The sequence below is a fragment of the Streptomyces sp. AM8-1-1 genome (assembly GCF_032229325.1).
Taxonomy (GTDB): Bacteria; Actinomycetota; Actinomycetes; order Streptomycetales; family Streptomycetaceae; genus Streptomyces; species Streptomyces achmelvichensis.
Genome location: NZ_CP135086.1, coordinates 1,794,329 through 1,816,313 on the forward strand (window position 1 = coordinate 1,794,329; position 21,985 = coordinate 1,816,313).

The window sequence follows — 21,985 nt, forward strand, 5'->3', positions numbered from 1 at the left end:
CCGGGTCCGGGGACCCGGGAGGCACGGCTCGTCGTCACAGCGCGGTCAGGCGCTCCAGCGGGAACGGCGGCTGCGCCAGCGGCCGGACCGCGAGGCGGGTCAGCGGCAGGGCGTTGTCGTCGCCCGCCGTCCGGTTGGCGTGGAGCACACCGCAGTGGGTACAGCGGTGGACGAGCACCCACTCTCCATCACCGCGTACGGAGATGGCGAGGGGTTCCATCCGGGCGCCGCAGTCGGCCGCCCGGTCGCCCGGGGTGTCGTCGAGGTGACGGCTCCACAGGCAGTTCGGACAGTGGTTGCGGTGGCCGGTGCCGGCAGCGGTCATCGGAACGTCGAGACCGCACTGCAGACAGCGGAAGGACTCGGCGCGCGCCTCGGTGCGGGCGCGCCGGGAGGTGTTGCGTGACATCGTGGACACGACTCCTGGGGTGATGCGTGGGACAGGGCGACAGCGGTCGATGTCGTCTCGCATCCGGGGAGTTCACACCACGGAGGTGGGAGGCCTTCCCCGATCGCGAGAACGCTTCCACCGGTCCCTGGGCATACACGCACCACCTCTGAGTCGTCGAGTCGTCCCCCTGATGAGACCGTGCCGTGCGGGCGTTCGGCAACCGAATTCCCGGCGGCGGCCGGATCGCCCCGGCGGGCGGCCGGGGCCTCCCCTCCGGCGGGCCGCCGTGTCCCCCGTGATCTGCCGTAGCGGCGTTCCGCGCAAGAGGCAGAGTGCCCGGCGGGGCAGCCCGCGATCGGGCGACCGGCCGATGGGTCAGGCGACCGGCCGACGGGTCAGGCGACCGAGCCGATCCGGCCCGCGGTGCGGTCCGTGGCGTCGTGGTGGATCGGGGTGTGGGCACCGGTCAGTGAGACGCCGCTGCCGCCGCGGCGGTGGGCGACGATCTCCGCGGCGATCGACAGGGCCGTCTCCTCCGGGGTACGGGCGCCGAGGTCCAGGCCGATCGGGCTGCGCAGCCGGGCCAGTTCGAGTTCGCTGACGCCCACTTCACGCAGGCGCCGGTTGCGGTCCTGGTGGGTGCGGCGGGAGCCCATCGCGCCGATGTAGGCGACCGGGAGTGCGAGGGCGAGTTCGAGGAGCGGCACATCGAACTTGGCGTCGTGGGTCAGGACGCACAGGACCGTACGGGAGTCGACCTCCGTCGATTCCAGGTAGCGGTGCGGCCAGTCGACGACGATCTCGTCCGCCTCCGGGAAGCGGGTCCGGGTCGCGAAGACGGGCCGTGCGTCGCAGACGGTCACGTGGTAGCCGAGGAACTTGCCCATCCGTACGAGCGCCGAGGCGAAGTCGATCGCACCGAAAACGATCATGCGCGGGGCGGGGACGCTCGACTCGACGAGCAGCGTCAGCGGACGGCCGCAGCGGCTGCCGTCCGCGCCGATGGTGACCGTGCCGGTGCGGCCGGCGTCCAGCAGCGCGCCCGCCTCCGCCGCGGCGGTTCGGTCCAGTTCGGGGTGGCCGCCGAGGCTGCCCTCGCGGGAGCCGTCGGGGCGTACGAGCAGCGCGCGGCCGAGCAGGTCGGCAGGGCCCTCGGTGATCCTGGCGAGGGCGGCCGCCTCACCCGACGCGGCCGCCGCAAGCGCCGCCGGGATGACGGCGCCGCGTACCGGGGTAACGAGGATGTCGATGACCCCGCCGCAGGTCAGACCCACGGCGAAGGCATCGTCGTCGCTGTAGCCGAAGCGTTCGAGGACGCTTTCGCCGTCCTCCAGTGCCTGTCGGCACAGGTCGTACACCGCGCCCTCCACACACCCGCCGGAGACCGACCCGATCGCCGTGCCCTCGCTGTCGACGGCGAGCGCGGCTCCCGGCTGCCGGGGCGCACTGCCGCCGACCGCCACCACGGTGGCGACAGCGAACTCACGGCCCTGCTCGACCCACCGGTTGAGCTCGTCGGCGATGTCCAGCATGTCGGTCTCCTCAGAGTGTGTGGCGGGCGGCGGGAGTTACTTCACTCCGAGCCAGCCCTCGATCGGGTGAAGGGCGAAGTAGGCAAGGAAGACGACCGACAGCACCCACATCAGCCAGCCGATGTCGCGGGCCCGGCCCTGGACGGCCTTGATGAGGACGTGGGCGATGACACCGGCCGCGATGCCCGCGGTGATCGAGTAGGTGAAGGGCATCAGAACGGTGGTCAGGAAGACCGGGATGGCGGTGGCCTGGTCGTTCCAGTCGATGTGCTTGGCGTTCGTGAGCATCATCGATCCGATGACGACGAGCGCGGCGGCGGCGACCTGGGTGGGGATCAGCTGGGCGAGCGGGGTGAAGAAGAGGCAGAGCGTGAAGGCGAGTCCGGTGATGACGCTGGCGAAGCCGGTGCGCGCACCGTCACCGACGCCCGCGGTGGACTCGACGAACACCGTCTGGCCGGAGGCACCGGCGAGGCCGCCGATCGCGCCGCCCGCACCGTCGATGGCCAGGGCCTTGTTGAGACCCGGCATCTTGCCCTTGTCGTCGGCGAGGTTCGCCTGCTGGCCGATGCCGATGATGGTGCCCATCGCGTCGAAGAAGCCGGCGAGCACGAGGGTGAAGACGATGACGCCGACCGTGATGCCGCCGACGCTGCCGATGCCGTCGAACGAGACCTGGCCGAAGAGGCCGAAGTCGGGGGTGCTCACGATGGAGCCGGTGAGCTCGGGAGCGTTCAGACCGCCCCAGGCCTTCTTGTCGAGCCCGGCGAACTGGTGGACGACGGCGGCGAAGACGGTGCCGCCGATGATGCCGATGAGGATCGCGCCGGGGACCTTGCGCACCTGGAGCAGGAAGATCAGCAGGACCGTGACGGCGAAGCAGAGGACCGGCCAGCCGGTGAGCATGTCGCTGGTACCGAGCTGGATGGGCTTGGCACCGGCGATGCCTCCGTCTCCGGGCATCGAGGTGACGAAGCCGGCCTGGACGAGGCCGATGAGGCAGACGAACAGGCCGATGCCCATGGTGATGGCGTGCTTGAGCGCCAACGGGATCGCGTTCATGATCAGTTCACGCAGGCCGGTGACGACCAGCAGGACGATCACGAGGCCGTAGATGACACACATGGCCATCGCGTTGCCCCAGGTCATCTCCGGGGCGACCTGGAAGGCCATGACGGCGGAGACGCTGAGTCCCGCCGCGAGGGCCAGCGGCACATTGCCGATGAAGCCCATCACGATGGTGGTGGCGGCCGCGGCGAAGACGGTGGCGGTGGTGAGCTGGTCGCCGTCGAGCCGGTGACCGGTCGCGTCGGGCACCGAGAGGATCACCGGGTTGAGAAGGATGATGTACGCCATCGCCATGAAGGTGGTGATGCCGCCGCGCACCTCCCGGCCGACGGTCGATCCACGCCGGGATATGTGGAAGTAACGGTCGAGCCAAGAGCCTCCGGCGGGCGAGCGAAGCGAGGTGGGGGTCCCCCCAGGCCGAAGGTTCGGGGGGAGGGTGCCGGTGCCGGCGTCCTCCTCGCTGCTTCTGGGCTTTTGGGACTGCTGGGTCATGATGCCTACTCCCAAGGTTCACAGGGGCACCCGCATGGAGACGGAGATTGCGGGATTTGGGATGACTGTGTGGGCTGCACGACCCGGGGGACGGCCCGAGACGAACGGTGGGGGAACGGCCGCGAGCGGTGCGGTGCTCCGGTGCTCCGGGCGGTACGCCGTGGAAGTGTGACGTTCCCTGGACGTACCGCCCGGAGGGCTTCTCTCAGGTGCCGGTGAGGTGTTCGGGACGTACCGGCGTCCTGTTGAGTTCGAGACCCGTCGCGTTCCGGATCGCCGCGAGGACGGCCGGGGTGGACGACAGGGTCGGGGCCTCACCGATGCCACGGAGCCCGTACGGCGCGTGGTCGTCGGCGAGCTCGAGCACATCGACGGGGATGGTCGGGGTGTCGAGGATGGTGGGGATCAGATAGTCCGTGAAGGAGGGGTTGCGCACCTTCGCGGTCTTCGGATCGACGATGATCTCCTCCATGACCGCCACGCCCAGTCCCTGGGTGGTTCCACCCTGGATCTGGCCGACGACGGACAGCGGGTTGAGCGCCTTGCCGACGTCCTGGGCGACCGCGAGTTCGACGACCTTGACGAGCCCGAGCTCGGTGTCGACCTCGACGACCGCGCGGTGCGCGGCGAAGGAGTACTGGACGTGGCCGTTGCCCTGGCCGGTGCGCAGGTCGAAGGCCTCGGTGGGCCGGTGGCGCCATTCGAGCTCCAGGTCGACCGCCTCGTCCTCGAGGACGTCCACCAGGTCGGCGAGGACCTCGCCGCCGTCGGTGACGACCTTGCCGCCTTCGAGCAGCAGCTCGGCGGTGGCCCACGCGGGGTGGTAGGAGCCGAACTTGCGGCGGCCGATCTCGAGGACCTTCTCGCGCACGTTCTCGCAGGTGTTCTTGACCGCGCCACCGGTGACGTACGTCTGGCGGGACGCGGACGTCGATCCGGCGGAGCCGACCTGGGTGTCGGCCGGCTGGATGGTCACCTGGGTGACGCCGAGCTCGGTGCGGGCGATCTGCGCGTGGACGGTGACACCGCCCTGACCGACCTCCGCCATGGCGGTGTGCACGGTCGCGACGGGCTCGCCGCCCACGACCTCCATGCGCACCCGGGCGGTGGAGTAGTCGTCGAAGCCCTCGGAGAAGCCGACGTTCTTGATGCCGACCGCGTAGCCGACGCCGCGGACGACGCCTTCGCCGTGGGTGGTGTTGGACAGACCGCCGGGCAGCGCGCGGACGTCCGCCTGCTCACCGGCCGCGAGCCACTGCTGCTCGGGCGGGAGCGGCCTGGCCTTGACGCGGCGCAGCAGCTCGGCGACCGGGGCCGGCGAGTCGACCGGCTGGCCGGTCGGCAGCAGGGTGCCCTGCTCCATGGCGTTGAGCTGCCGGAACTCCACCGGGTCCATGTCCAGTTTCGCGGCGAGCTTGTCCATCTGCGCCTCGTAGGCGAAGCACGCCTGGACCGCGCCGAAGCCGCGCATCGCGCCGCAGGGCGGGTTGTTGGAGTAGAGGGCGATGGCCTCGATGTCGACGTCCTCGATGACGTAGGGGCCGACGGAGAGGGAGGAGGCGTTGCCGACGACCGCCGGGGAGGCGGAGGCGTAGGCGCCGCCGTCCAGGACGATCTTGCACTTCATGTGCGTGAGCTTGCCGTCCTTGGTGGCGCCGTGCTCGTAGTAGAGCTTCGCCGGGTGCCGGTGGACGTGCCCGAAGAAGGACTCGAACCGGTTGTAGACGATCTTGACGGGCTTGCCGGTGCGCAGGGCCAGAAGACAAGCGTGGATCTGCATCGACAGGTCCTCGCGGCCGCCGAACGCGCCGCCGACGCCGGAGAGCGTCATCCGCACCTTCTCCTCGGGCAGGCCGAGTACGGGTGCGATCTGGCGGAGGTCGGAGTGCAGCCACTGGGTCGCGACGTACAGCTCGACGCCGCCGTCCTCGGACGGGACCGCGAGGCCGGACTCGGGGCCGAGGAAGGCCTGGTCCTGCATGCCGAAGGTGTACTCGCCCTTGACGATCACATCGGCGCGCTTCGCGGCCTCGTCGGCGTCGCCGCGCACGATGGGCTGGCGGTGCACGATGTTGGGGTGCGGCACATGGCCGATGTGGTGGTCGTCGCGGTTCTCGTGGACCAGGATCGCGTCCGGAGCGGTCGCCGACGCCTCGTCGGTGATGAGCGGCAGCTCGGCGTAGTCGATCTTGATCTTGGCGGCCGCGCGGCGCGCGGTCTCCGGGTGGTCGGCGGCGACGATGGCCACCGGCTCGCCGTGATGGCGGACCTTGCCGTGCGCGAGCACCGGAGTGTCCTGGATCTCCAGGCCGTAGTTCTTCACCTCGGTGGGCAGGTCGTCGTAGGTCAGCACGGCGTAGACACCGGACATCGCGAGCGCCTCGGAGACGTCGATCGACCGGATCTCGGCGTGCGCCACGGTGGAGCGCAGGGTGTGGCCCCAGAGCATGTCCTCGTGCCACATGTCGGATGAGTACGCGAACTCTCCGGTGACCTTGAGGGTGCCGTCCGGGCGGAGCGTCGACTCGCCGATGCCGCCCTTGGTCTTGGAGCCCTGGGTGATGTTCGTGGGGGTACCAGTCGTGGCCATGGCTGTCAGACCGTCTCTTCCTGGCGGGCCGCAGCGAGGCGTACCGCGTCGAGGATCTTCTCGTAGCCGGTGCAGCGGCAGAGGTTGCCGGAGAGCGCCTCGCGGATGTCCGCGTCGGACGGCTCGGCGTTGCGCTCCAGCAGCTCGTCGGCGGCGACCAGCAGGCCGGGGGTGCAGAAACCGCACTGGACGGCGCCGGCGTCGATGAACGCCTGCTGGATGGGCGAGAGCTCGGCGCCTTCGCCGGTCTGCGAGTCGGTGCCCTGGGCGCTCCACTGACGGGCGTCCTGGAGGGTCGTCCCGCAGGCGCCGGTCGCGCAGCCGCTCGCGGAGCGCTGCTGGGCGAAGTCCGCGAGGCCCTCGACCGTCACGACCTCGCGGCCCTCTACCTGGCCGGCGGCGACGAGGCAGGAACAGACCGGGACACCGTCGAGGCGGACCGTGCAGGAACCGCACTCGCCCTGCTCACAGGCGTTCTTGGAGCCGGGCAGACCCATGCGCTCGCGCAGGACGTAGAGAAGGCTCTCGCCCTCCCACACATCGTCGGCCTCCTGCTTGCGGCCGTTGACCGTGAAGTTCACGCGCATTATGCGACTCCCTCAGTGCTGCGGCCGTTGCCGCGGTACGACTCCCAGGTCCAGCCGAGCGTGCGGCGGGCCATGATCCCGACGGCGTGACGGCGGTAGTTCGCGGTGCCGCGAACGTCGTCGATCGGGTTGCAGGCGCCGGAGGCGAGCTGGGCGAACTGCTTGGCGACGGACGGGGTGATGATCTTCTTGCTGTCCCAGAAGCCGCCCTCTTCGAGCGCGGCGTTGAGGAACTCTTCGGCCGCCGTCGCCCGGACCGGGGTGGGCGCGGCCGAACCGATGCCGGTACGGACCGTGCGGGTCTCGGGGTGCAGGGCCAGACCGAACGCGCAGACCGCGATCACCATCGCGTTGCGGGTGCCGACCTTGGAGTACTGCTGCGGCCCGTCGGCCTTCTTGATGTGCACGGCGCGGATCAGCTCGTCCGCGGCCATCGCGTTGCGCTTCACGCCCGTGTAGAAGGCGTCGATGGGGATCAGGCGGCTTCCGCGCACCGACTCCACCTCGACCTCGGCGCCCGCGGCGAGCAGCGCCGGGTGGGCGTCGCCGGCCGGGGAGGCGGTGCCGAGGTTGCCGCCGACGCCGCCGCGGTTGCGGATCTGCGGGGAGGCCACGGTGTGCGAGGCGAGGGCCAGTCCCGGCAGCTCTGAGCGCAGCTGCTCCATGATCTGCGTGTACGGGACGGAGGCGCCCAGGCGGACGTTCTCCTCGCCCACCTCCCACTCGCACAGCTCACCGATGCGGTTCAGGTCCAGGAGGTACTCGGGCCGGCGGTGGTCGAAGTTGATCTCGACCATCACATCGGTGCCACCCGCAATGGGTACAGCGGTGGGGTGCTCTGCCTTGGCGGCGAGCGCCTCCTCCCAGCTGGCGGGGCGAAGGAAGTCCATGAGTGGCTCTCTTCTGAATCGAAGTCGTTCGTCTCAGCGGGCCCGGGACGGTCGGCCCTCGACTGGTTATTCACGTGCTGTTAACGCGGTGTGGCCTCAGTACACAAGGGCGTGCTCCGGTCGGTGCAGTCACCGAAACCATGAAGGAGTTGGCTGGTCGCCTGTCGCGTCTTGTAGATTCGAACGAAAGGTGGGGCTCGGTAACCCCACTGTTTTCCCCTGGAAACCCTGGCCACGGGCCACCGGCAACAACGAGACAGATCGGCGGCGACGAGATGCGGCTGCGCGCACTGCTGGAGAACGACGCGCTGGGGCTGCGGCTGCTCGGCGGCGAGGACGAACTCGACCGCGGCGTACGCGGCGTCATGACGACGGACCTCAAGGACCCGAGCCGCTATCTCTCGGGCGGCGAGCTGGTGCTGACCGGGCTGGCGTGGCGGCATTCGGCGGAGGACTCGGAGCCTTTCGTACGGATCCTCGCGGGCGCGGGGGTCGCGGGGCTGGCTGCGGGCGAGGCCGAGATGGGCGACATCCCGGACGATCTGGCGGCGGCGTGTTCGCGCCATCGCCTCCCTTTGTTTGCAGTCAATGAATCCGTTGCATTCGCAACCATCACGGAATATGTCGTCCGCCAGGTCTCCGGCGAGCGGGCCGGCGACCTGGCCGCCGTCGTAGACAGGCACAGAAGGCTGATGACCTCCGGCCCGGCCGGCGGCGGACCGGAGGTCGTCCTCGATCTACTCGGCTCCGACCTGGACCTTCATGCCTGGGTCCTCTCCCCCACCGGCCGCCAGATCGCGGGCGCGGGCGACGAGCTCCCCGCTTCCGTGAGCGCCACTCTTGCGGGTGAACATCTGGCCGCGACCCGCACGGGACGCCGTGGACCGCACCGGGCGACACTCGGCGGTACGACGTACTCGCTCTTCCCGATCCGGAACACCGGCCGCGGAGCAGCGCCCGCGTCCCGGGATGTCCGCGAGAGCGTCCTGTCCGACTGGCTGCTGGCGGTGGAGGCCGACGCGGGCGACTGGCCCGCCGCACGGCTGGACCTGCTCCAGGGCGTGACCCAGCTGATCGCCGTCGAGCGGGACCGCCGCGAGGCGGCCCGGACGGTACGGCGGCGGCTCGCCCAGGAGGTTCTGGAACTGGTCCAGACGGGTGCCGCGCCCGCCGAGATCGCGGCGCGTCTGCGGGTGGCGGCGCCCGTGCTGCTGCCCGGCCTCGGCGCCGCCCCCCACTGGCAGGTCGTGGTGGCGCGGGTGGACTGGGACCAGGAGTCCACGGGCCAGCCGGGTTCGGCGGCCACGGCGATCGAGGCCGGCCCGGTCGCCCAGTCCCTGCTGGAGGAGATCCTGGTCGACCCCACGGCCCCGGGACCCGACTCGTCGGACCGGATCGCGGTGGCCCATACGGGTGACGAGGCGATCGCCCTGGTACCGCTGCCCGCCGTATCCACGGACCCCGACGCGGAAGACGCCAAGGCCACCGACGAGGGCCTGCACGCGGACGCCCTGCTGTCGTCCGTACGCGACCCCCTGTCGGCCGGCCTCGCGGACGACGGGCGCCTGACGCTGGGCGTGAGCGCGGCGGTCAGCTCGGCGGAGGGACTGCGCGGCGCCCTGGAGGAGGCCCGGCACGCCCGCCGGGTGGCGGCGGCGCGCCCCGGCCGGGTGTGCGCGGCGGGTCACCACGAGCTGGCGTCGCACGTCCTGCTGCTGCCGTTCGTCCCGGACGACGTACGGCGCGCGTTCACGGCCAGGCTCCTCGACCCGCTGCGGGACTACGACCGCCGCCACCGCGCGGAGCTGATCCCGACGCTGGAGGCGTTCCTCGACTGCGACGGCTCCTGGACCCGCTGTGCGACCCGCCTCCATCTGCACGTGAACACGCTGCGATACCGGGTGGGCCGCATCGAACAACTGACGGGCCGTGACCTGTCGCGCCTGGAGGACAAGCTGGACTTCTTCCTGGCGCTGCGGATGAGCTGACGGGCGGCGCTTCGGGGCCGGGACGAAAGGGGCTTCGGGCGCGGGGAGTTGGCGCCGCCGCCCGCGCGGCGCGCGCGTTCACGCCCGACCGCGCGGCCGGGCCTCCCGCCCGGCGGGCGAGGTCGCTCCAGGCACTCGACCCAGAAGCCGGCCCGCCGACCCGGCCTTCCCGCTGTAACCCGCGCCGGTCTTCCCGGTCGACCCCGGAGCGGACCTCAGGGTGCTCGCCGAGGCTGGACGGCCCGACCGGCCGCAGCCGGGAAGGGCCGGGACCGGACCGCCGACACGGCTCGCAGCCGGCCTCCCCGCTGTAACCCGCTGCCGGTCTTCCCGGTCGCCCCCGGAGCGGACCTCAAGGTGCTCGCCACGGCTGTACGGCCCGACCGGCCGCAGCCGGGCACGGCCGGGACCGGACCGCCGACACGGCTCGCAGCCGGCCTCCCCGCTGTAACCCGCTGCCGGTCTTCCCGGTCGACCCCGGAGCGGACCTCAGGGTGCTCGCCGAGGCTGGACGGCCCGACCGGCCGCAGCCGGGCACGGCCGGGACCGGCCCGCCGACACAGGCGGCCAGACCCGCTCGGCGGGTGGCCGCACTTCCCGCTCGCGTCCTGCCGGGCGCGGCCGACCGACAACGAACTCGCCCCGCCCGCCGCCGGATCGCGCCCCACCCGCATCCCCGCCCGATGCCGCATCCGGGGCCGGCATCCGTTGCCGGCGGGCGCCTCGGCACGGGGCGCGGCCGTCACCCCCGCGACGTGTCGGCGGCTTCACTCGTGGCGGTCATCGAAAGATCCAGCTGGTTGACACCTCAGCGGCCGCCCCCGTAGCCGCACCGGCCGCGCGCGCCCCGGTCGATCACTCCCCACGACGGCGCATATCACGATCCCACCGCCCGCTGAGCGATTGTGAATTCATTCACCTAGCCTCTTGGCCCGGCGTACACATCCATGCTGAGATGCGACTTACTCAACAGCTCAATGGCGTGCTCGGGGAGGGCATAGTGGCGCATACCGCCATGTCTGGTTACGGAACCACTGCGGGTGACAATCCTCTCCAGACCGCGGTATGGCGGCTGCGTTCGCGCGGCTGTTGGACCGACGCGGCTGCTCTCCTAGCCCCGCGGGCCGCGGACCCCGCGGCCGCGCTCGAACGTGCCGGACTGCTCGTCGAGCGCTGCCTGTTCACCGGCGACGGCTGGGCCGAGGCCGAGGACGCGCTGCGGACCGCGGAGGCCGTCGCCCGGGACGACGAGGAGCGCGGCGGGGCCGCCTGCGAGCGCGGCAGGCTGGCTTACGCCGCCACCCGGCTCGGGGTGCGCGACCGTGCGGACGAAGCCCGCTCCGCACTCGGCCGCGCGGCCGCCCTGCTCGCGCCCACCTCACCGGGACGGCCACTGCTGGACTTCCGCAGAGGGCTGGTCGCCGAGCACATCGCCGACTCGCCGCAGGCCGCTCGCGCCGCGTACCGCCGTGCGCACGACGGCGCCACCGCGCAGGGCGACACCCTGCTGCTCTCCTTCACCTGGCACCATCAGGCCGGACTGGCCTTGCGCGAGGGCGAGTTGGCCGAGGCGCGGCACGGCTTCTCGGAGTCGCTGCGGATCCGCGAGGAGCTCGGGTATCTGATCGGCACGGCCCCGACGCTCGCCGCGCTCGCCGACTGCGAGCCGGAACCGGAGGCGTCCCGGCTCCGGGCGGAAGCGGGAAGGCTGTTCCGGCTGCTGGGCGGTGTGCCGGTGTGGCTGGAGAGCCAACTGGCCGCCCACATCCCCCCGCAGCCGTCCCCGGCCCAGCCGGAACCCGCCGCATGAGCGGGCTGTCCGTCCGGTGAGAACGCGGCGCAGGGAAGGGGACGTTCCGGAGCCGCGGTCCCGGTGGGACGAGATCACGACGGGCCTGTGGATGGGCGGCCATGTCTGGGCGGACGGGGAGCAGGGCCACCAGGACGTGGTCGTGGACCGCGAGTTCGACCTGGTGATCAGCCTCTACACCCGCGAGGGCCATGGCCCGTCCCCGGGTGTGGAGCACCGGGTCGTACCGATCCCGGACGACTGGCTCACCGCGGAGGAGATCGACCGCGTACGCCGGATCGCGGAGGTCGCGGCCGACGCGGTCCGCGGCCGGCGGCGGGTGCTGGTGCGCTGTTACTCCGGATACAACCGGTCGGGGCTGGTGGCCGCGCAGACGCTGATCGAGCTGGGCCACGACGCACCCGGGGCGATCGACCGGGTCAGGCTGCGGCGCTCACCGTGGGCGCTGCACAACCGGGCCTTCGAGGAGTACCTGCTGACGGGTCTCGACGTGGCGTCACTGCTGACCGGGCTGGAGCCACCGGCTTCCTGACGCCCGGACCGCAGAAGCGGCGGAGCCTCGGACCTCGCGAATGCCGCGAGAAGAACGGTCACCTGCGGACGGTCACGAGAACCAGGACAGCGCACGGCCGGGGTTCATGACCACCAGGGCGACCCCGACCGCCACCACCACCCAGACCAGTCCCCAGGCCCTGCTGCGAGGCTTGTGCACCCGATCCCGTGAGGCCCACGCCCGCCATGCGTCGGGCTCCGCCCTGCGGCGCTTGCCGAGGCCCTGCCGCGCGGCCTCCTCGTCGGCCCGCCGCAGCCGCTCGGCCACGATCCGGGCCCGCGCCGAAGGCTCCTTGGGCGCTCTCAGCCGCGCGGGGCCCTCGCTCTCCCGCTGGAACTGCTCCCATGCGTCGTCGGGTATCGACGACCCAGACAACTCAGACGCCTCAGTCGACTCACTCGACTCACTCGACTCATTCGATTCCGACGAGTCCGACGACTCCGCGGTCATGGATGAACCCCCCGTTGCTGAGGACGTGACCGCGCACGAGCGGTACCGCTCATCACTTTAGTCCCCACCGCCCCGGCAGCACCGGGGGTCGCGACGGCATCCCGGTCACATCGGACCTGACGTCCCGTCAGCCGTCCGCGCCGGTGAAGTGCTCCCGCACCAGCGACCGCACCACGGTCAGGTCCTGGGCGATCAGGGCCTCCAGGAGGGCCATGTGTTCCGCCGCGTCCGCGACCAGATCGGCCCGGCGGCTGACCAGGGAGGTCGACAGCGGCCACTGGGAGCGGCGGTGGAGGTCCTCGGCGACCATCACCAGCTGGTGATTGCCCGACAGGGACAGGACGGCACGGTGGAAGGCACGGTCCGTGTCCGCGTAGGCCGCGCGGTCGCCGACGGCCGCCGCCGCTGCGGTCGCGTCCGCGAGCGGACGCAGCTCGGACCAGCGCGCGGTGGGCACCGTACGTGCCAGCCGCAGCATGACGGGGATCTCGATCAGGGCGCGGACCTCGGCCAGTTCGGCGAGTTCGCGCGGGGAGCGCACGATGACGCGGAACCCGCGGTTGGGCACGACCTCGACGGCGCCCTCGACCGCCAGTTGCTGCATCGCCTCCCGGACCGGGGTGGCCGAGACGCCGAACCGTTCGCCGAGGGCCGGAGCCGAGTACACGGTGCCGGGCATCAGTTCCCCGTCGACGAGCGCGGTGCGCAGCGCGTCGAGGATCTGACCGCGGACGGAGTGACGCCGGACCGTGTGCGCGGCCGGCGGCTCGCTGTGGGTGTGCTCGCCACGGGCCTGCTCCGGGACACGGGGCGAGGAGTGGGACGCGGGGCGGCCCTCGGGTCCCTGCTGGCCGGGGATGCGCACCGAGGCGTGGGGCTGCGAGGTCGCGGCGTCGCGCGCTCGGGCCTGCTCCACTCGGGTCCTCCTCCGGCCTGGGCCTGGCCCGGCCTGCGATGGCGGGGCCCGTGGTGCACGATAGGCGGACCGGCCTCCAGTTCAAACATCGATCACATCGGGTAAGGTAAGGCTAACCTGCTAACGATCGTGATTCGGTGGTCCCCGGCATGGCCGTTCCCGCACTTCTGCCCTCCCTGACCTCGCCCGTCGAGGACGCGTACACGCGCCTCTCCGAGGTCTTCTCCGGGTTGCGCGTGCGCGAGCTCAAGGACGGCGAACAGTCCCCCGTCGGCGCCGGCTGGGTCGGTGCGAGTGATCTCGCACACGGCGGGCCCGCGCTCGACGCCTTCCTGGCGTGGGACAACGCGCAGGTGCTGCGCGACTACGGACAGCAGGCGCGGCCCGATGTGATCGCCAGCTTCGGACTCCACCGCTACGCCTGGCCCGCCTGCCTGCTGATCACCGTGCCCTGGTTCCTGCACCGCCGGGTTCCCCGGGTGCCGCCCGAGCACGTGTCCTTCCAGCGGGTGCTGGGGCACATGACGGTCCGCGTGACCGAGTTCGCCTGTCTGCCGGGGGACCCCGCGGCCGCGCTGCCCGGCGCCCGGGTCGTGCCGGACGAGGATGCCCTGCGCGACGAGGTGCGCGCCGCCGTCGCCGGGCATCTCGGGCCCGTCCTGGAAGGCTTCGGGCCGCGGATGCGGCGCGGGAAGCGGGCCCTGTGGGGCATGGCGACCGACGAGGTCGTCGAGAGCCTCTGGTACATCGCGGGCCTGTTCGGTGAGGAACAGCGCGCCATGACCGAACTGGACCTGCTGCTGCCGGGCACCACCAAGCCGTATGTCGGCACCCCCGGCTTCCGGGTGCTCACCGGGCCCGCGGGCGAGGAACTGCCGACCCGGGACCGGGCGAGCTGCTGCCTGTTCTACACACTGCGTCCGGACGAGACGTGCGGGACCTGTCCGCGCACGTGTGACGCCGACAGGATCACCCGGCTGCTGGCCGACGCCTGACCCCCGGCCCCACCCACGCCACCCGTCCGGGTGGACTAAATCGAACTCAACTTCCGCCTCACATACGGCCGTTCGAATAAATCGCACCTATCTGTGCTCCGTGTGGCCCCGTTGGCGTTCTCTTGCCCCGAAACCCTCTGCCACCCCCAGGACTTCGGCCACTATGGCGGCCGAAACGCCCTACCGCGATGCAGATGCAAGGGACACCGCACATGAGACTGACCGACATATCGCTGAACTGGCTGCTTCCCGCCGGAGTGATGCTGGTGGGAGTCCTGGTCGCGGTGGCGGTCGTCGCGCGCGGCAAGCGGGCCGCCGGGCAGGCTGCGGCCGAGGACTCCTGGGAACGCAGCGAGGAACGCCGCCGGCGCAAGGAAGCCGTGTACGGCACCGCCTCCTACGTATTGCTGTTCTGCTGCGCCGCGGTGGCCGCCGCCCTCTCCTTCCACGGACTGGTCGGCTTCGGCCAGCAGAATCTGAACCTGTCCGGGGGCTGGGAGTACCTCGTCCCCTTCGGCCTCGACGGTGCGGCCATGTTCTGCTCCGTCCTCGCCGTGCGCGAGGCCAGTCACGGTGACGCGGCCCTGGGCTCACGGCTGCTGGTGTGGACCTTCGCGGGCGCGGCGGCCTGGTTCAACTGGGTCCACGCACCACGGGGTCTGGGCCATGCCGGCGCACCGCAGTTCTTCGCCGGCATGTCGCTCTCGGCCGCGGTCCTGTTCGACCGCGCGCTCAAGCAGACACGTCGGGCAGCGCTGCGCGAACAGGGCCTGGTGCCCCGTCCGCTGCCGCAGATCCGGATCGTCCGCTGGCTGCGCGCCCCCCGGGAGACCTTCGGCGCCTGGTCGCTGATGCTGCTGGAAGGCGTACGCACCCTGGACGAGGCGGTGGAGGAGGTACGCGAGGACCGGCGCGAGAAGGAACAGAACCGTCTCCGCAGGCGGGACCGGGAGAAGCTGGAGCGGGCGCGCATCAGGGCGTTCAACCGGCAGCACCGGGCCTGGGGCCGCAGCCGCACCGGCCGGGAGCCCGAGCTGGCCGCCCTCGGTGCGGCAGGCGGCCCCGCGCTCGGTGCCGGCTCGGCCTCCGCACCGGCCGTCACCGGCGGATCGGGGTCCGTCGCGGAGCCTGCCATAACGGAGCCGGGACAGCTGCCGCTGCGTTCCCGGCCCTCCCTCCAGGCCGTCCGCTCGGACGGCGCTGAGCCCCGCACGGTCGACCTCACCGCCGAGGACGACACCCAGGCGCTGCCGCGGCTGGACTCGCTGGAGCGCAAACTCAAGGATCTGGAGCAGCAGTTCGGCTGAGTGGCACAGCCCCGGAAGGCCGGCCCGACCCTCAGGCCGGCCTTTCGTGCAGCTCGAACCAGACCACCTTGCCCATGCTGTGTGTCCGGACGCCCCAGGCGTCCGCGAGGCTCTGCACCAGCATCAAGCCCCGTCCGTGGGTCCCGAGATGGACTTCGGGGTGGCTCGGCACGGGCAGTCCCGCCATGAAGTCACGCACCTCCACCCGCAGGGTGGTGGATGCCACGGTCGCCGTCACCACGGCGCCGTGATCGGTGTGGATCAGCGCGTTGGTCACCAGCTCGCTCGTCAGCAGTTCCGCGACATGCGCTCTGTCGGACCCGTGCCAGTGGTGCAGCAACTCCCGTAATACCTGACGGACTTCGGGGACGGCTCTGAGGTCGGCGCAGCCCAATCGCCGCCGCAGCCGGCCCGTCGCCGCCTCCGCTCCCGGATCGCCGCCGTGCCCACCCGCACCGGCTCCGGCTCCTCCCTGACGCCCACTCATCATCCCCACCCGCACGTCGGAACAGCCCCTTACTCCGGAACGACCTCGAAAGTGTTCACGGAAAGCATTGCCCCGACCACGCCGCGCCACTCATCGGGCCGGGTCAAGCACTCCCAGGAGACGGACTTTGCGCACAGAAGTGGGAGGCGAGGTACGCCCATTGCCGCAGTCGGCGCGCGGTCGGAACGGCTACGGCCGCTTGTGGCGGCGGTCGCGGCGGTCGCGGTGGTCCGGACCGCCGGTCCACGGTGAGCCGTGGCGGGTTCACGCTTCGCAGTGCAGGGAGTCCAGGGCGGTGAGTTCGTCGTCGGACAGCTTCAGGGCTCCGGCGGCCACGTTCTGGGTGAGGTGGTCGGGGTTGCCGGTACCGGGGATGGCCAGCACATGGGGGCCGCGGTGCAGCGTCCACGCCAGCCGGATCTGCGCCGCGCTCACACCATGGGCGCGGGCGATGGTGTGGACCTGCGGGGTCTCGTCGGTGGTCACGCCGGCCTCACGGCCCGTGCCGGCGATCGAGTAGAACGGCACAAAGGCGATGCCTTGTTCACCACAGGTACGCAACAACGCTTCCTGTTCGGGCGACGCGCCGATGCCGTACATGTTCTGGACGCAGACCACCGGTGCGATGGCCTGAGCCTCGGCAAGGTGATGGGGGCGGATGTTGGACAGGCCCAGGTGACGGATGAGCCCCGCCTCGCGCAGCTCGGCGAGGGCACCGAAACGTTCGGCGATCGAATCGGTCCCCACGATGCGCAGGTTCACCACGTCCAGGTGGTCGCGGCCGAGCTGGCGCAGATTCTCCTCGACCTGGCCGCGGAGCTGCTGCGGGGTGGCATGGGGCAGCCATGGGCCCGACGGGCCGCGGCCCGGCCCGACCTTGGTGACGATGACGAGATCGTCGCTGTAGGGGGCGAGCGCCCGATTGATCAGTTCGTTGGCGGAGCGCAGCGCCGAGAAGTAGAAGGCGGCGGTGTCGATGTGGTTCACCCCGAGGTCGACCGCGCGGCGCAGCACACTGATCGCACGCCCACGGTCGCTCGGGCGGGCATCGGCCGCGAACGCCTCGCCCTCCTGTGTCAGGCGCATCGCGCCGAACCCCATCCGGTGGACCACACGGTCCCCGAGTGTCCAACTGCCCGATGCCGCTGCGGTGATCGTCTCCGTTGTCATGCCGCAAGGATCGCCGCCGGATAGACTCATGGACCATTGATTAAGGCATGTCCGAATCCTTGGAGTGGTACCCCTGCAGGAGCTGGCGTTCTCGGCGGACGATCTGGCGCAGCTGCGGTTCGCCGTCTCGCCGATGTGGGAGATCACACCCAGCTTCCGACTGCTGGAGTCGGCCGCCACGCATCCCGTGCACCACCCCTGGGTGGAACAGGTGCGGCCGCGCACGGCGGCCGCCGGGCCGGCCCGGGGCTGGCTCGCCGAGCTGATCCCGCCGTCGGGGTACGTGCCCGACTTCCTCAACCCCGCACCCGTGGGCCCGGCCCCGGTGCTGGCGGCGGAACTGGCCGCGATCCGCGCCGCACCCGTCGACCGGGTACGCGGCGACCTCGATCACCTGGCCCGGCATCAGGGGGGTCTCGGCCCCCGGGCACGGGCCCTGTACGCCGACCCGCGGGCCCTTCTGCCCAAGGTCACCGCAGCGGTCGAGGCCTACTGGGAGCTGGCACTCGCCCCGTACTGGGCCCGGATCCGGACCGTGCTGGACGCCGATGTCTTCCACCGGGCGCGCCAGGTCGCCGAGCGCGGCACCAGCCATCTCCTCAACGACCTGCATGCCACGGTGAGCTGGGACGACAACGCCCTGCGGCTGGCCCGCCGCAAGCAGCCGTTGACCCGTGCGACGGCGGGCGCGGGGCTGGTGCTGATCCCCTCGGCCTTCACCGGGCCCGGTCTGCGCACCCGTGTGGCCTTGCCCGACCCACCCCAACTCGCCTATTCGGCCCGGGGTGTGGGCCTGCTGTGGGAGTCCCGGCCCGTCACCGGCACCGAGGCCCTGGCCGCCGTGCTCGGCCGCTCACGCACGCGGCTGCTGACCGAACTGGAGACTCCGGCCTCCACGACCGACCTGGCACGCCGTACCGGGCTCTCGGCGGCCGGGGTGTCCCAGTACCTGACAGCCCTGCGCGACGCGGGCCTGGTCAGCGCCCACCGCGCGGGCCGCTCCGTGCTCTACGCCCGCACCGCCGCCGCCGAGACCCTCCTGGCCGCGGTCAGGGTGCGGGGCTGATCCCAACAGGCCCTACGGCCTCGGCACATTGCGCAGATTCGAGCGGGCCATCTGGAGCATCCGGCCCACCCCGCCGTTCAGCACGATCTTGCTGGTCGACAGGGCGAACCCCGTCACCATCTCCGCCCTGATCTTCGGGGGGATCGAGAGGGCGTTGGGGTCCGTGACCACGTCCACGAGCGCCGGGCCCTTGTGACGGAAGGCGTCCTTCAGGGCGCCCGCCAGTTGCTTCGGCTTCTCGACCCGGACCCCGTACGCTCCCGCCGCGCGGGCCACGGCCGCGAAGTCGGGGTTCACGTTGGTGGTGCCGTGCGAGGGAAGACCGGCGACCAGCATCTCCAGCTCCACCATGCCGAGTGCGGAGTTGTTGAACAGGACGATCTTCACCGGCAGGTCGTACTGGACGAGGGTGAGGAAGTCGCCCATCAGCATGGAGAATCCCCCGTCGCCGGACACCGAGACGACCTGGCGGTCGCGGTCGGTGAACTGCGCCCCGATCGCCTGGGGAAGGGCGTTGGCCATCGAGCCGTGGGTGAACGAACCGATGATCCGGCGCCGGCCGTTGGGGGAGAGATAGCGCGCGGCCCACACATTGCACATGCCGGTGTCGACGGTGAACACGGCGTCGTCGTCGGCGAGTTCGTCGAGCACCGCGGCGACGTACTCCGGGTGGATGGGTAGGTGTTTCTCGACCTTGCGGGTGTACGCCTTGACCACGCCCTCCAGCGCGTCGGCGTGCTTCTTCAGCATCTTGTCGAGGAACCTGCGGTCCGACTTGACCCGGACCCGCGGCGTGAGACAGCGCAGCGTCTCCCGTACGTCGCCCCAGACAGCAAGGTCCAGTTTGGAGCGGCGGCCCAGGTGTTCGGGCCGGACGTCGACCTGGGCGATCTTGACGTCGTCGGGGAGGAAGGCGTTGTACGGGAAGTCGGTGCCCAGCAGGATCAGCAGGTCGCACTCGTGCGTCGCCTCGTAGGCGGCGCCGTAGCCGAGCAGTCCGCTCATGCCGACGTCGAACGGGTTGTCGTACTGAATCCATTCCTTGCCGCGCAGGGCGTGACCGACCGGGGACTTGATGCGCTCCGCGAACTCCATGACCTCCGCGTGCGCCCCCGCCGTGCCGCTTCCGCAGAACAGCGTGACCCGGTCCGCCTCGTCGATCATCCGGACCAGCTTGTCGATCTCGGCGTCCCCGGGGCGTACCGAGGGCAAGGTCGTGACCAGTGCGTGTTCGATCGTCTTGTCCGGGGCGGGCTGGGACGCGATGTCGCCGGGGAGTGCCACGACACTGACACCACTTTGTCCGATCGCGTTCTGGATCGCGGTCTGCAGCAGCCGGGGCATCTGCCGTGCGTTGGAGATCAGCTCGCTGTAGTGGCTGCACTCGCGGAACAGCTGGTCCGGGTGGGTCTCCTGGAAGTAGCCGAGCCCGACCTCGCCGGAGGGGATGTGCGAGGCGATGGCGAGCACCGGGGCCATCGAGCGATGAGCGTCGTACAGCCCGTTGATCAGATGCAGGCTGCCCGGGCCGCTGGAGCCGGCGCAGGCCGCGAGCCTGCCGGTGATCTGTGCCTCGGCGCCCGCCGCGAAGGCGGCGGTCTCCTCGTGCCGGACGTGGATCCACTCGATGCCGTCGTGCCGCCGGACGGCGTCGACGACGGGGTTGAGGCTGTCGCCGACGACTCCGTACAGCCGCTGCACACCGGCGCGGACGAGGATGTCGACGCACTGCTCCGCGACGTTCTGCTTGGCCATGGATGCGTACCCTTCTCGGCTTGACGGCCCGGAGGTCCATCAACCCATGGCGCAGCGGGTTACGCCTCCCAGACGCCGACGGCCGTACGGTCGTCGGCGTAGCCCTTCACCCGCACCTGGGTGTCGGCGAGGAAGGTCGCGAGGCCCGGCGGTCCGGCGGATGCCCAGCGTCCGGCCAGTTCGTCGGCGAGCGCGGGCTCGCCGCGCAGCGGTTCCGCCAGGCCCGGGCTGCACAGCAGGAGCGCGTCACCCGGGCGGGCCACGGAGGCCCGGAAGCGGAACGGCTCGGGAGGCGGCGGTGGTGGTGCCTCGACGTAGGGGGCCGGGGGCGTCGGGATGCCGAGGTCCATCGTCAGCCGGTCGCCGGCGGGGGTCTCCGAGGGGATGCCGTCGAGCGGATTCCCCTGGATCCCGTCCCTTCCGTCCCCGGCGGGTACGGAGCCGAACCCGACCACGGGAGCGCCGGTGACGGCCGCCGGCTCGGGAACGGACGGCTCGATGTCCTGCCACACGCCGTCGCGCAGCCGGAAGAGGCCGCCGGGGCCCACCCCGAAGAAGACGCGGGTACGGCAGTCGGGGTCGGCGGAGAGCAGAAGGCAGCGCAGACCGGCGCTGTAGTCCTCGGGCTCCACGCCCCGCGCCGCGGCGCCGGCCCGGAGCTTGCCGAGGCTGCGGTCGGTGAGCCGGTGCAGACCGGATTTGAGGTCGCCGCGCCGGCCCGCCCGGATGTCCTCCGACAGCCGGGCATGACTGCGGCCGACCGCTCCGCCGATCCAGCGACAGGCGTCGGCGGCGGCGAGATGGGCACCCTCGGTCGCGCGGGCGCCGCTCGCGACGGCGACGAGGAGCAGTGCGGCGGGTCCGCTGCCGAAGCGGGCGGTGAGCAGGGCGTCGCGCCGAGGCTCCCCCCGGAAGCGGGCGGAGTCCCCGCGCACGGACGCCGCGCGCAGGGTGTACGTGCCGTACCGGGCGCCGTCGAGCACGGTGTCGGCGACCAGGTCGTCGAGCTCGTCGGGGCCGACGGCCGGGAGGGCGGTGGGCTCGGGGTCGTAGGTGGGCGGCCCGTCCCCGATGTGGTCGACGCGGGGGCGCGGCGGGGCGACGGGCGGGGCGACAGGCGGCTCGGGTACCTCGACGGCGACGGGTGCGGGCGCGTATCGGGGCTCCGGCGGCTCGGCCTCCTCCTGGGCCGCGGGCGCGTACCGGGGCTCGGGAGGCGAGGACTGCGGCTGTGCCGGTACGACAGGCGGCTCCCACGGAGCGCGCCGGCGCGGCGGTGACGGGGGCACAGGCGGCGTACCGGGTGCGGCCGGCCCGCTGTCGTCCGCCGGCCATGGCGGACGGGAGGACGCGCCCCCCGGCCGGTACGGATCGAACCCGGGCCCCGCTGACCGGTCGTCGGTGGACGCCGGCGGCCTGTCGGGGCGGTCCGGCAGTCCGGGCTCGGGCGCCGCCGGCCGGGCGGACGCCCGGGGTTCGTCGGCGTGGCGGGGTGCGGGTGGCCGCGGCGCCTGGCGGGCCGGGGCGGTGAACGGCCAGTCCGGACTGTCCGGGCCGACCGGGGGCGCGTCGCCGGACGGGCCGCCCGCCGCCGGGGCCGGGTCGGCCAAGCCCTCCGGGAGGCCCGGGACTTCCAGCGTGTCCGCCGGGTCCGTCTCCCACCACGCCTTCGGCCGGTCCGGCTGATCGGCGGCGGGCCCGGGCGCGGAGACCGCGTCCGCTGCCGAGTCGAAACGGTCGTCCAAGGTGTCGCCCGGCTTTGTCGCCGGGCCGGTGTCCGGGGCGGACTCGTCGTACAGCCGGTTCCACCAGTCGTTCTCGGTGGTGGGCCTCTCCCCCTGCTGGCTCATGCCCTTATTGTCCACCGCCAGGGCGGTACGAAAACGGGGCATCCACAAAAAGAACGCGACGAAAGTGGTCCGCCGGGCGCCTCAACCC

At 71.8% G+C, this 21,985-nt stretch carries 18 protein-coding genes; 6 read left to right on the plus strand and 12 right to left on the minus strand.

Annotated elements, in window-relative coordinates:
- Positions 1–34: 34 nt before the first annotated feature.
- From RPQ07_RS08185 to RPQ07_RS08210, 6 genes are all read right to left on the minus strand, one after another.
- Positions 35–409, minus strand: coding sequence for an RNHCP domain-containing protein (locus RPQ07_RS08185; RefSeq protein ID WP_313943402.1), 375 nt, complete (start codon positions 407–409; stop codon positions 35–37).
- A 377-nt stretch (positions 410–786) separates the two neighbouring features.
- Positions 787–1,923, minus strand: a complete 1,137-nt coding sequence (locus RPQ07_RS08190; RefSeq protein WP_313943403.1) for an XdhC/CoxI family protein — start codon at positions 1,921–1,923, stop codon at positions 787–789.
- A gap of 36 nt (positions 1,924–1,959) precedes the next feature.
- Complete coding sequence (locus RPQ07_RS08195; RefSeq protein WP_313943404.1) at positions 1,960–3,483, minus strand: NCS2 family permease; 1,524 nt, start codon at positions 3,481–3,483, stop codon at positions 1,960–1,962.
- A 205-nt stretch (positions 3,484–3,688) separates the two neighbouring features.
- Positions 3,689–6,073, minus strand: a complete 2,385-nt coding sequence (locus RPQ07_RS08200) for a xanthine dehydrogenase family protein molybdopterin-binding subunit (protein ID WP_313943405.1) — start codon at positions 6,071–6,073, stop codon at positions 3,689–3,691.
- 5 nt (positions 6,074–6,078) lie between these two features.
- On the minus strand, positions 6,079–6,660 hold the full coding sequence (locus RPQ07_RS08205; RefSeq protein WP_313943407.1) for a (2Fe-2S)-binding protein: 582 nt from the start codon (positions 6,658–6,660) through the stop codon (positions 6,079–6,081).
- Positions 6,660–7,550 (minus strand): FAD binding domain-containing protein, encoded by an 891-nt coding sequence (locus RPQ07_RS08210; protein WP_313943408.1) that lies wholly within the window; start codon positions 7,548–7,550, stop codon positions 6,660–6,662. The genes RPQ07_RS08205 and RPQ07_RS08210 overlap by 1 nt, the downstream gene beginning before the upstream one ends.
- 275 nt (positions 7,551–7,825) lie before the next feature.
- Between RPQ07_RS08210 and RPQ07_RS08215 the strand changes: the two genes are divergently transcribed.
- The 3 genes from RPQ07_RS08215 (at position 7,826) to RPQ07_RS08225 (ending at position 11,880) form a co-directional block, all read left to right on the plus strand.
- The gene (locus RPQ07_RS08215; RefSeq protein ID WP_313943409.1) at positions 7,826–9,538 is read left to right on the plus strand and encodes a PucR family transcriptional regulator; all 1,713 of its coding nucleotides are present in this window, start codon (positions 7,826–7,828) and stop codon (positions 9,536–9,538) included.
- 1,015 nt (positions 9,539–10,553) lie between these two features.
- On the plus strand, positions 10,554–11,348 hold the full coding sequence (locus tag RPQ07_RS08220) for a hypothetical protein (protein ID WP_313943410.1): 795 nt from the start codon (positions 10,554–10,556) through the stop codon (positions 11,346–11,348).
- A 16-nt stretch (positions 11,349–11,364) separates the two neighbouring features.
- The gene (locus RPQ07_RS08225; protein ID WP_313943411.1) at positions 11,365–11,880 is read left to right on the plus strand and encodes a protein phosphatase; all 516 of its coding nucleotides are present in this window, start codon (positions 11,365–11,367) and stop codon (positions 11,878–11,880) included.
- Positions 11,881–11,952: 72 nt separating this feature from the next.
- Here RPQ07_RS08225 and RPQ07_RS08230 read toward each other — a convergent pair whose 3' ends face one another.
- Together RPQ07_RS08230 and RPQ07_RS08235 are read right to left on the minus strand one after the other, a co-directional pair.
- Positions 11,953–12,276 carry a hypothetical protein gene (locus RPQ07_RS08230; protein ID WP_313943412.1) on the minus strand — a complete coding sequence of 108 codons (324 nt, stop codon included), beginning with the start codon at positions 12,274–12,276 and terminating at the stop codon, positions 11,953–11,955.
- Positions 12,277–12,478: 202 nt separating this feature from the next.
- Entirely contained in the window at positions 12,479–13,267 is a 789-nt protein-coding gene (locus RPQ07_RS08235) for a GntR family transcriptional regulator (RefSeq protein ID WP_413777714.1), read from the minus strand.
- Between the two features lie 149 nt (positions 13,268–13,416).
- Here RPQ07_RS08235 and RPQ07_RS08240 point away from each other — a divergent pair, with 149 nt between their 5' ends.
- Together RPQ07_RS08240 and RPQ07_RS08245 are read left to right on the plus strand one after the other, a co-directional pair.
- A complete protein-coding gene (locus RPQ07_RS08240) occupies positions 13,417–14,262 on the plus strand; it encodes a (2Fe-2S)-binding protein (protein WP_313943413.1) in 846 nt (281 codons plus the stop codon).
- Between the two features lie 212 nt (positions 14,263–14,474).
- A complete protein-coding gene (locus RPQ07_RS08245) occupies positions 14,475–15,569 on the plus strand; it encodes a DUF2637 domain-containing protein (protein WP_313943414.1) in 1,095 nt (364 codons plus the stop codon).
- Positions 15,570–15,600: 31 nt separating this feature from the next.
- Here RPQ07_RS08245 and RPQ07_RS08250 read toward each other — a convergent pair whose 3' ends face one another.
- Entirely contained in the window at positions 15,601–16,056 is a 456-nt protein-coding gene (locus RPQ07_RS08250; protein ID WP_313943415.1) for an ATP-binding protein, read from the minus strand.
- Between the two features lie 264 nt (positions 16,057–16,320).
- Positions 16,321–17,226 carry an oxidoreductase gene (locus RPQ07_RS08255; RefSeq protein ID WP_313943416.1) on the minus strand — a complete coding sequence of 302 codons (906 nt, stop codon included), beginning with the start codon at positions 17,224–17,226 and terminating at the stop codon, positions 16,321–16,323.
- A gap of 133 nt (positions 17,227–17,359) precedes the next feature.
- Here RPQ07_RS08255 and RPQ07_RS08260 point away from each other — a divergent pair, with 133 nt between their 5' ends.
- Positions 17,360–18,292, plus strand: a complete 933-nt coding sequence (locus tag RPQ07_RS08260) for a DUF5937 family protein (protein ID WP_413777827.1) — start codon at positions 17,360–17,362, stop codon at positions 18,290–18,292.
- A 12-nt stretch (positions 18,293–18,304) separates the two neighbouring features.
- Here the strand turns inward: RPQ07_RS08260 and RPQ07_RS08265 are convergent, their stop codons facing one another.
- Together RPQ07_RS08265 and RPQ07_RS08270 are read right to left on the minus strand one after the other, a co-directional pair.
- Positions 18,305–20,047 (minus strand): pyruvate dehydrogenase, encoded by a 1,743-nt coding sequence (locus RPQ07_RS08265; protein WP_313943418.1) that lies wholly within the window; start codon positions 20,045–20,047, stop codon positions 18,305–18,307.
- Between the two features lie 59 nt (positions 20,048–20,106).
- Positions 20,107–21,897: a protein phosphatase 2C domain-containing protein gene (locus tag RPQ07_RS08270; RefSeq protein ID WP_313943419.1), complete on the minus strand. Its 1,791-nt coding sequence runs from the start codon at positions 21,895–21,897 to the stop codon at positions 20,107–20,109.
- Between the last annotated feature and the right edge of the window lie 88 nt (positions 21,898–21,985).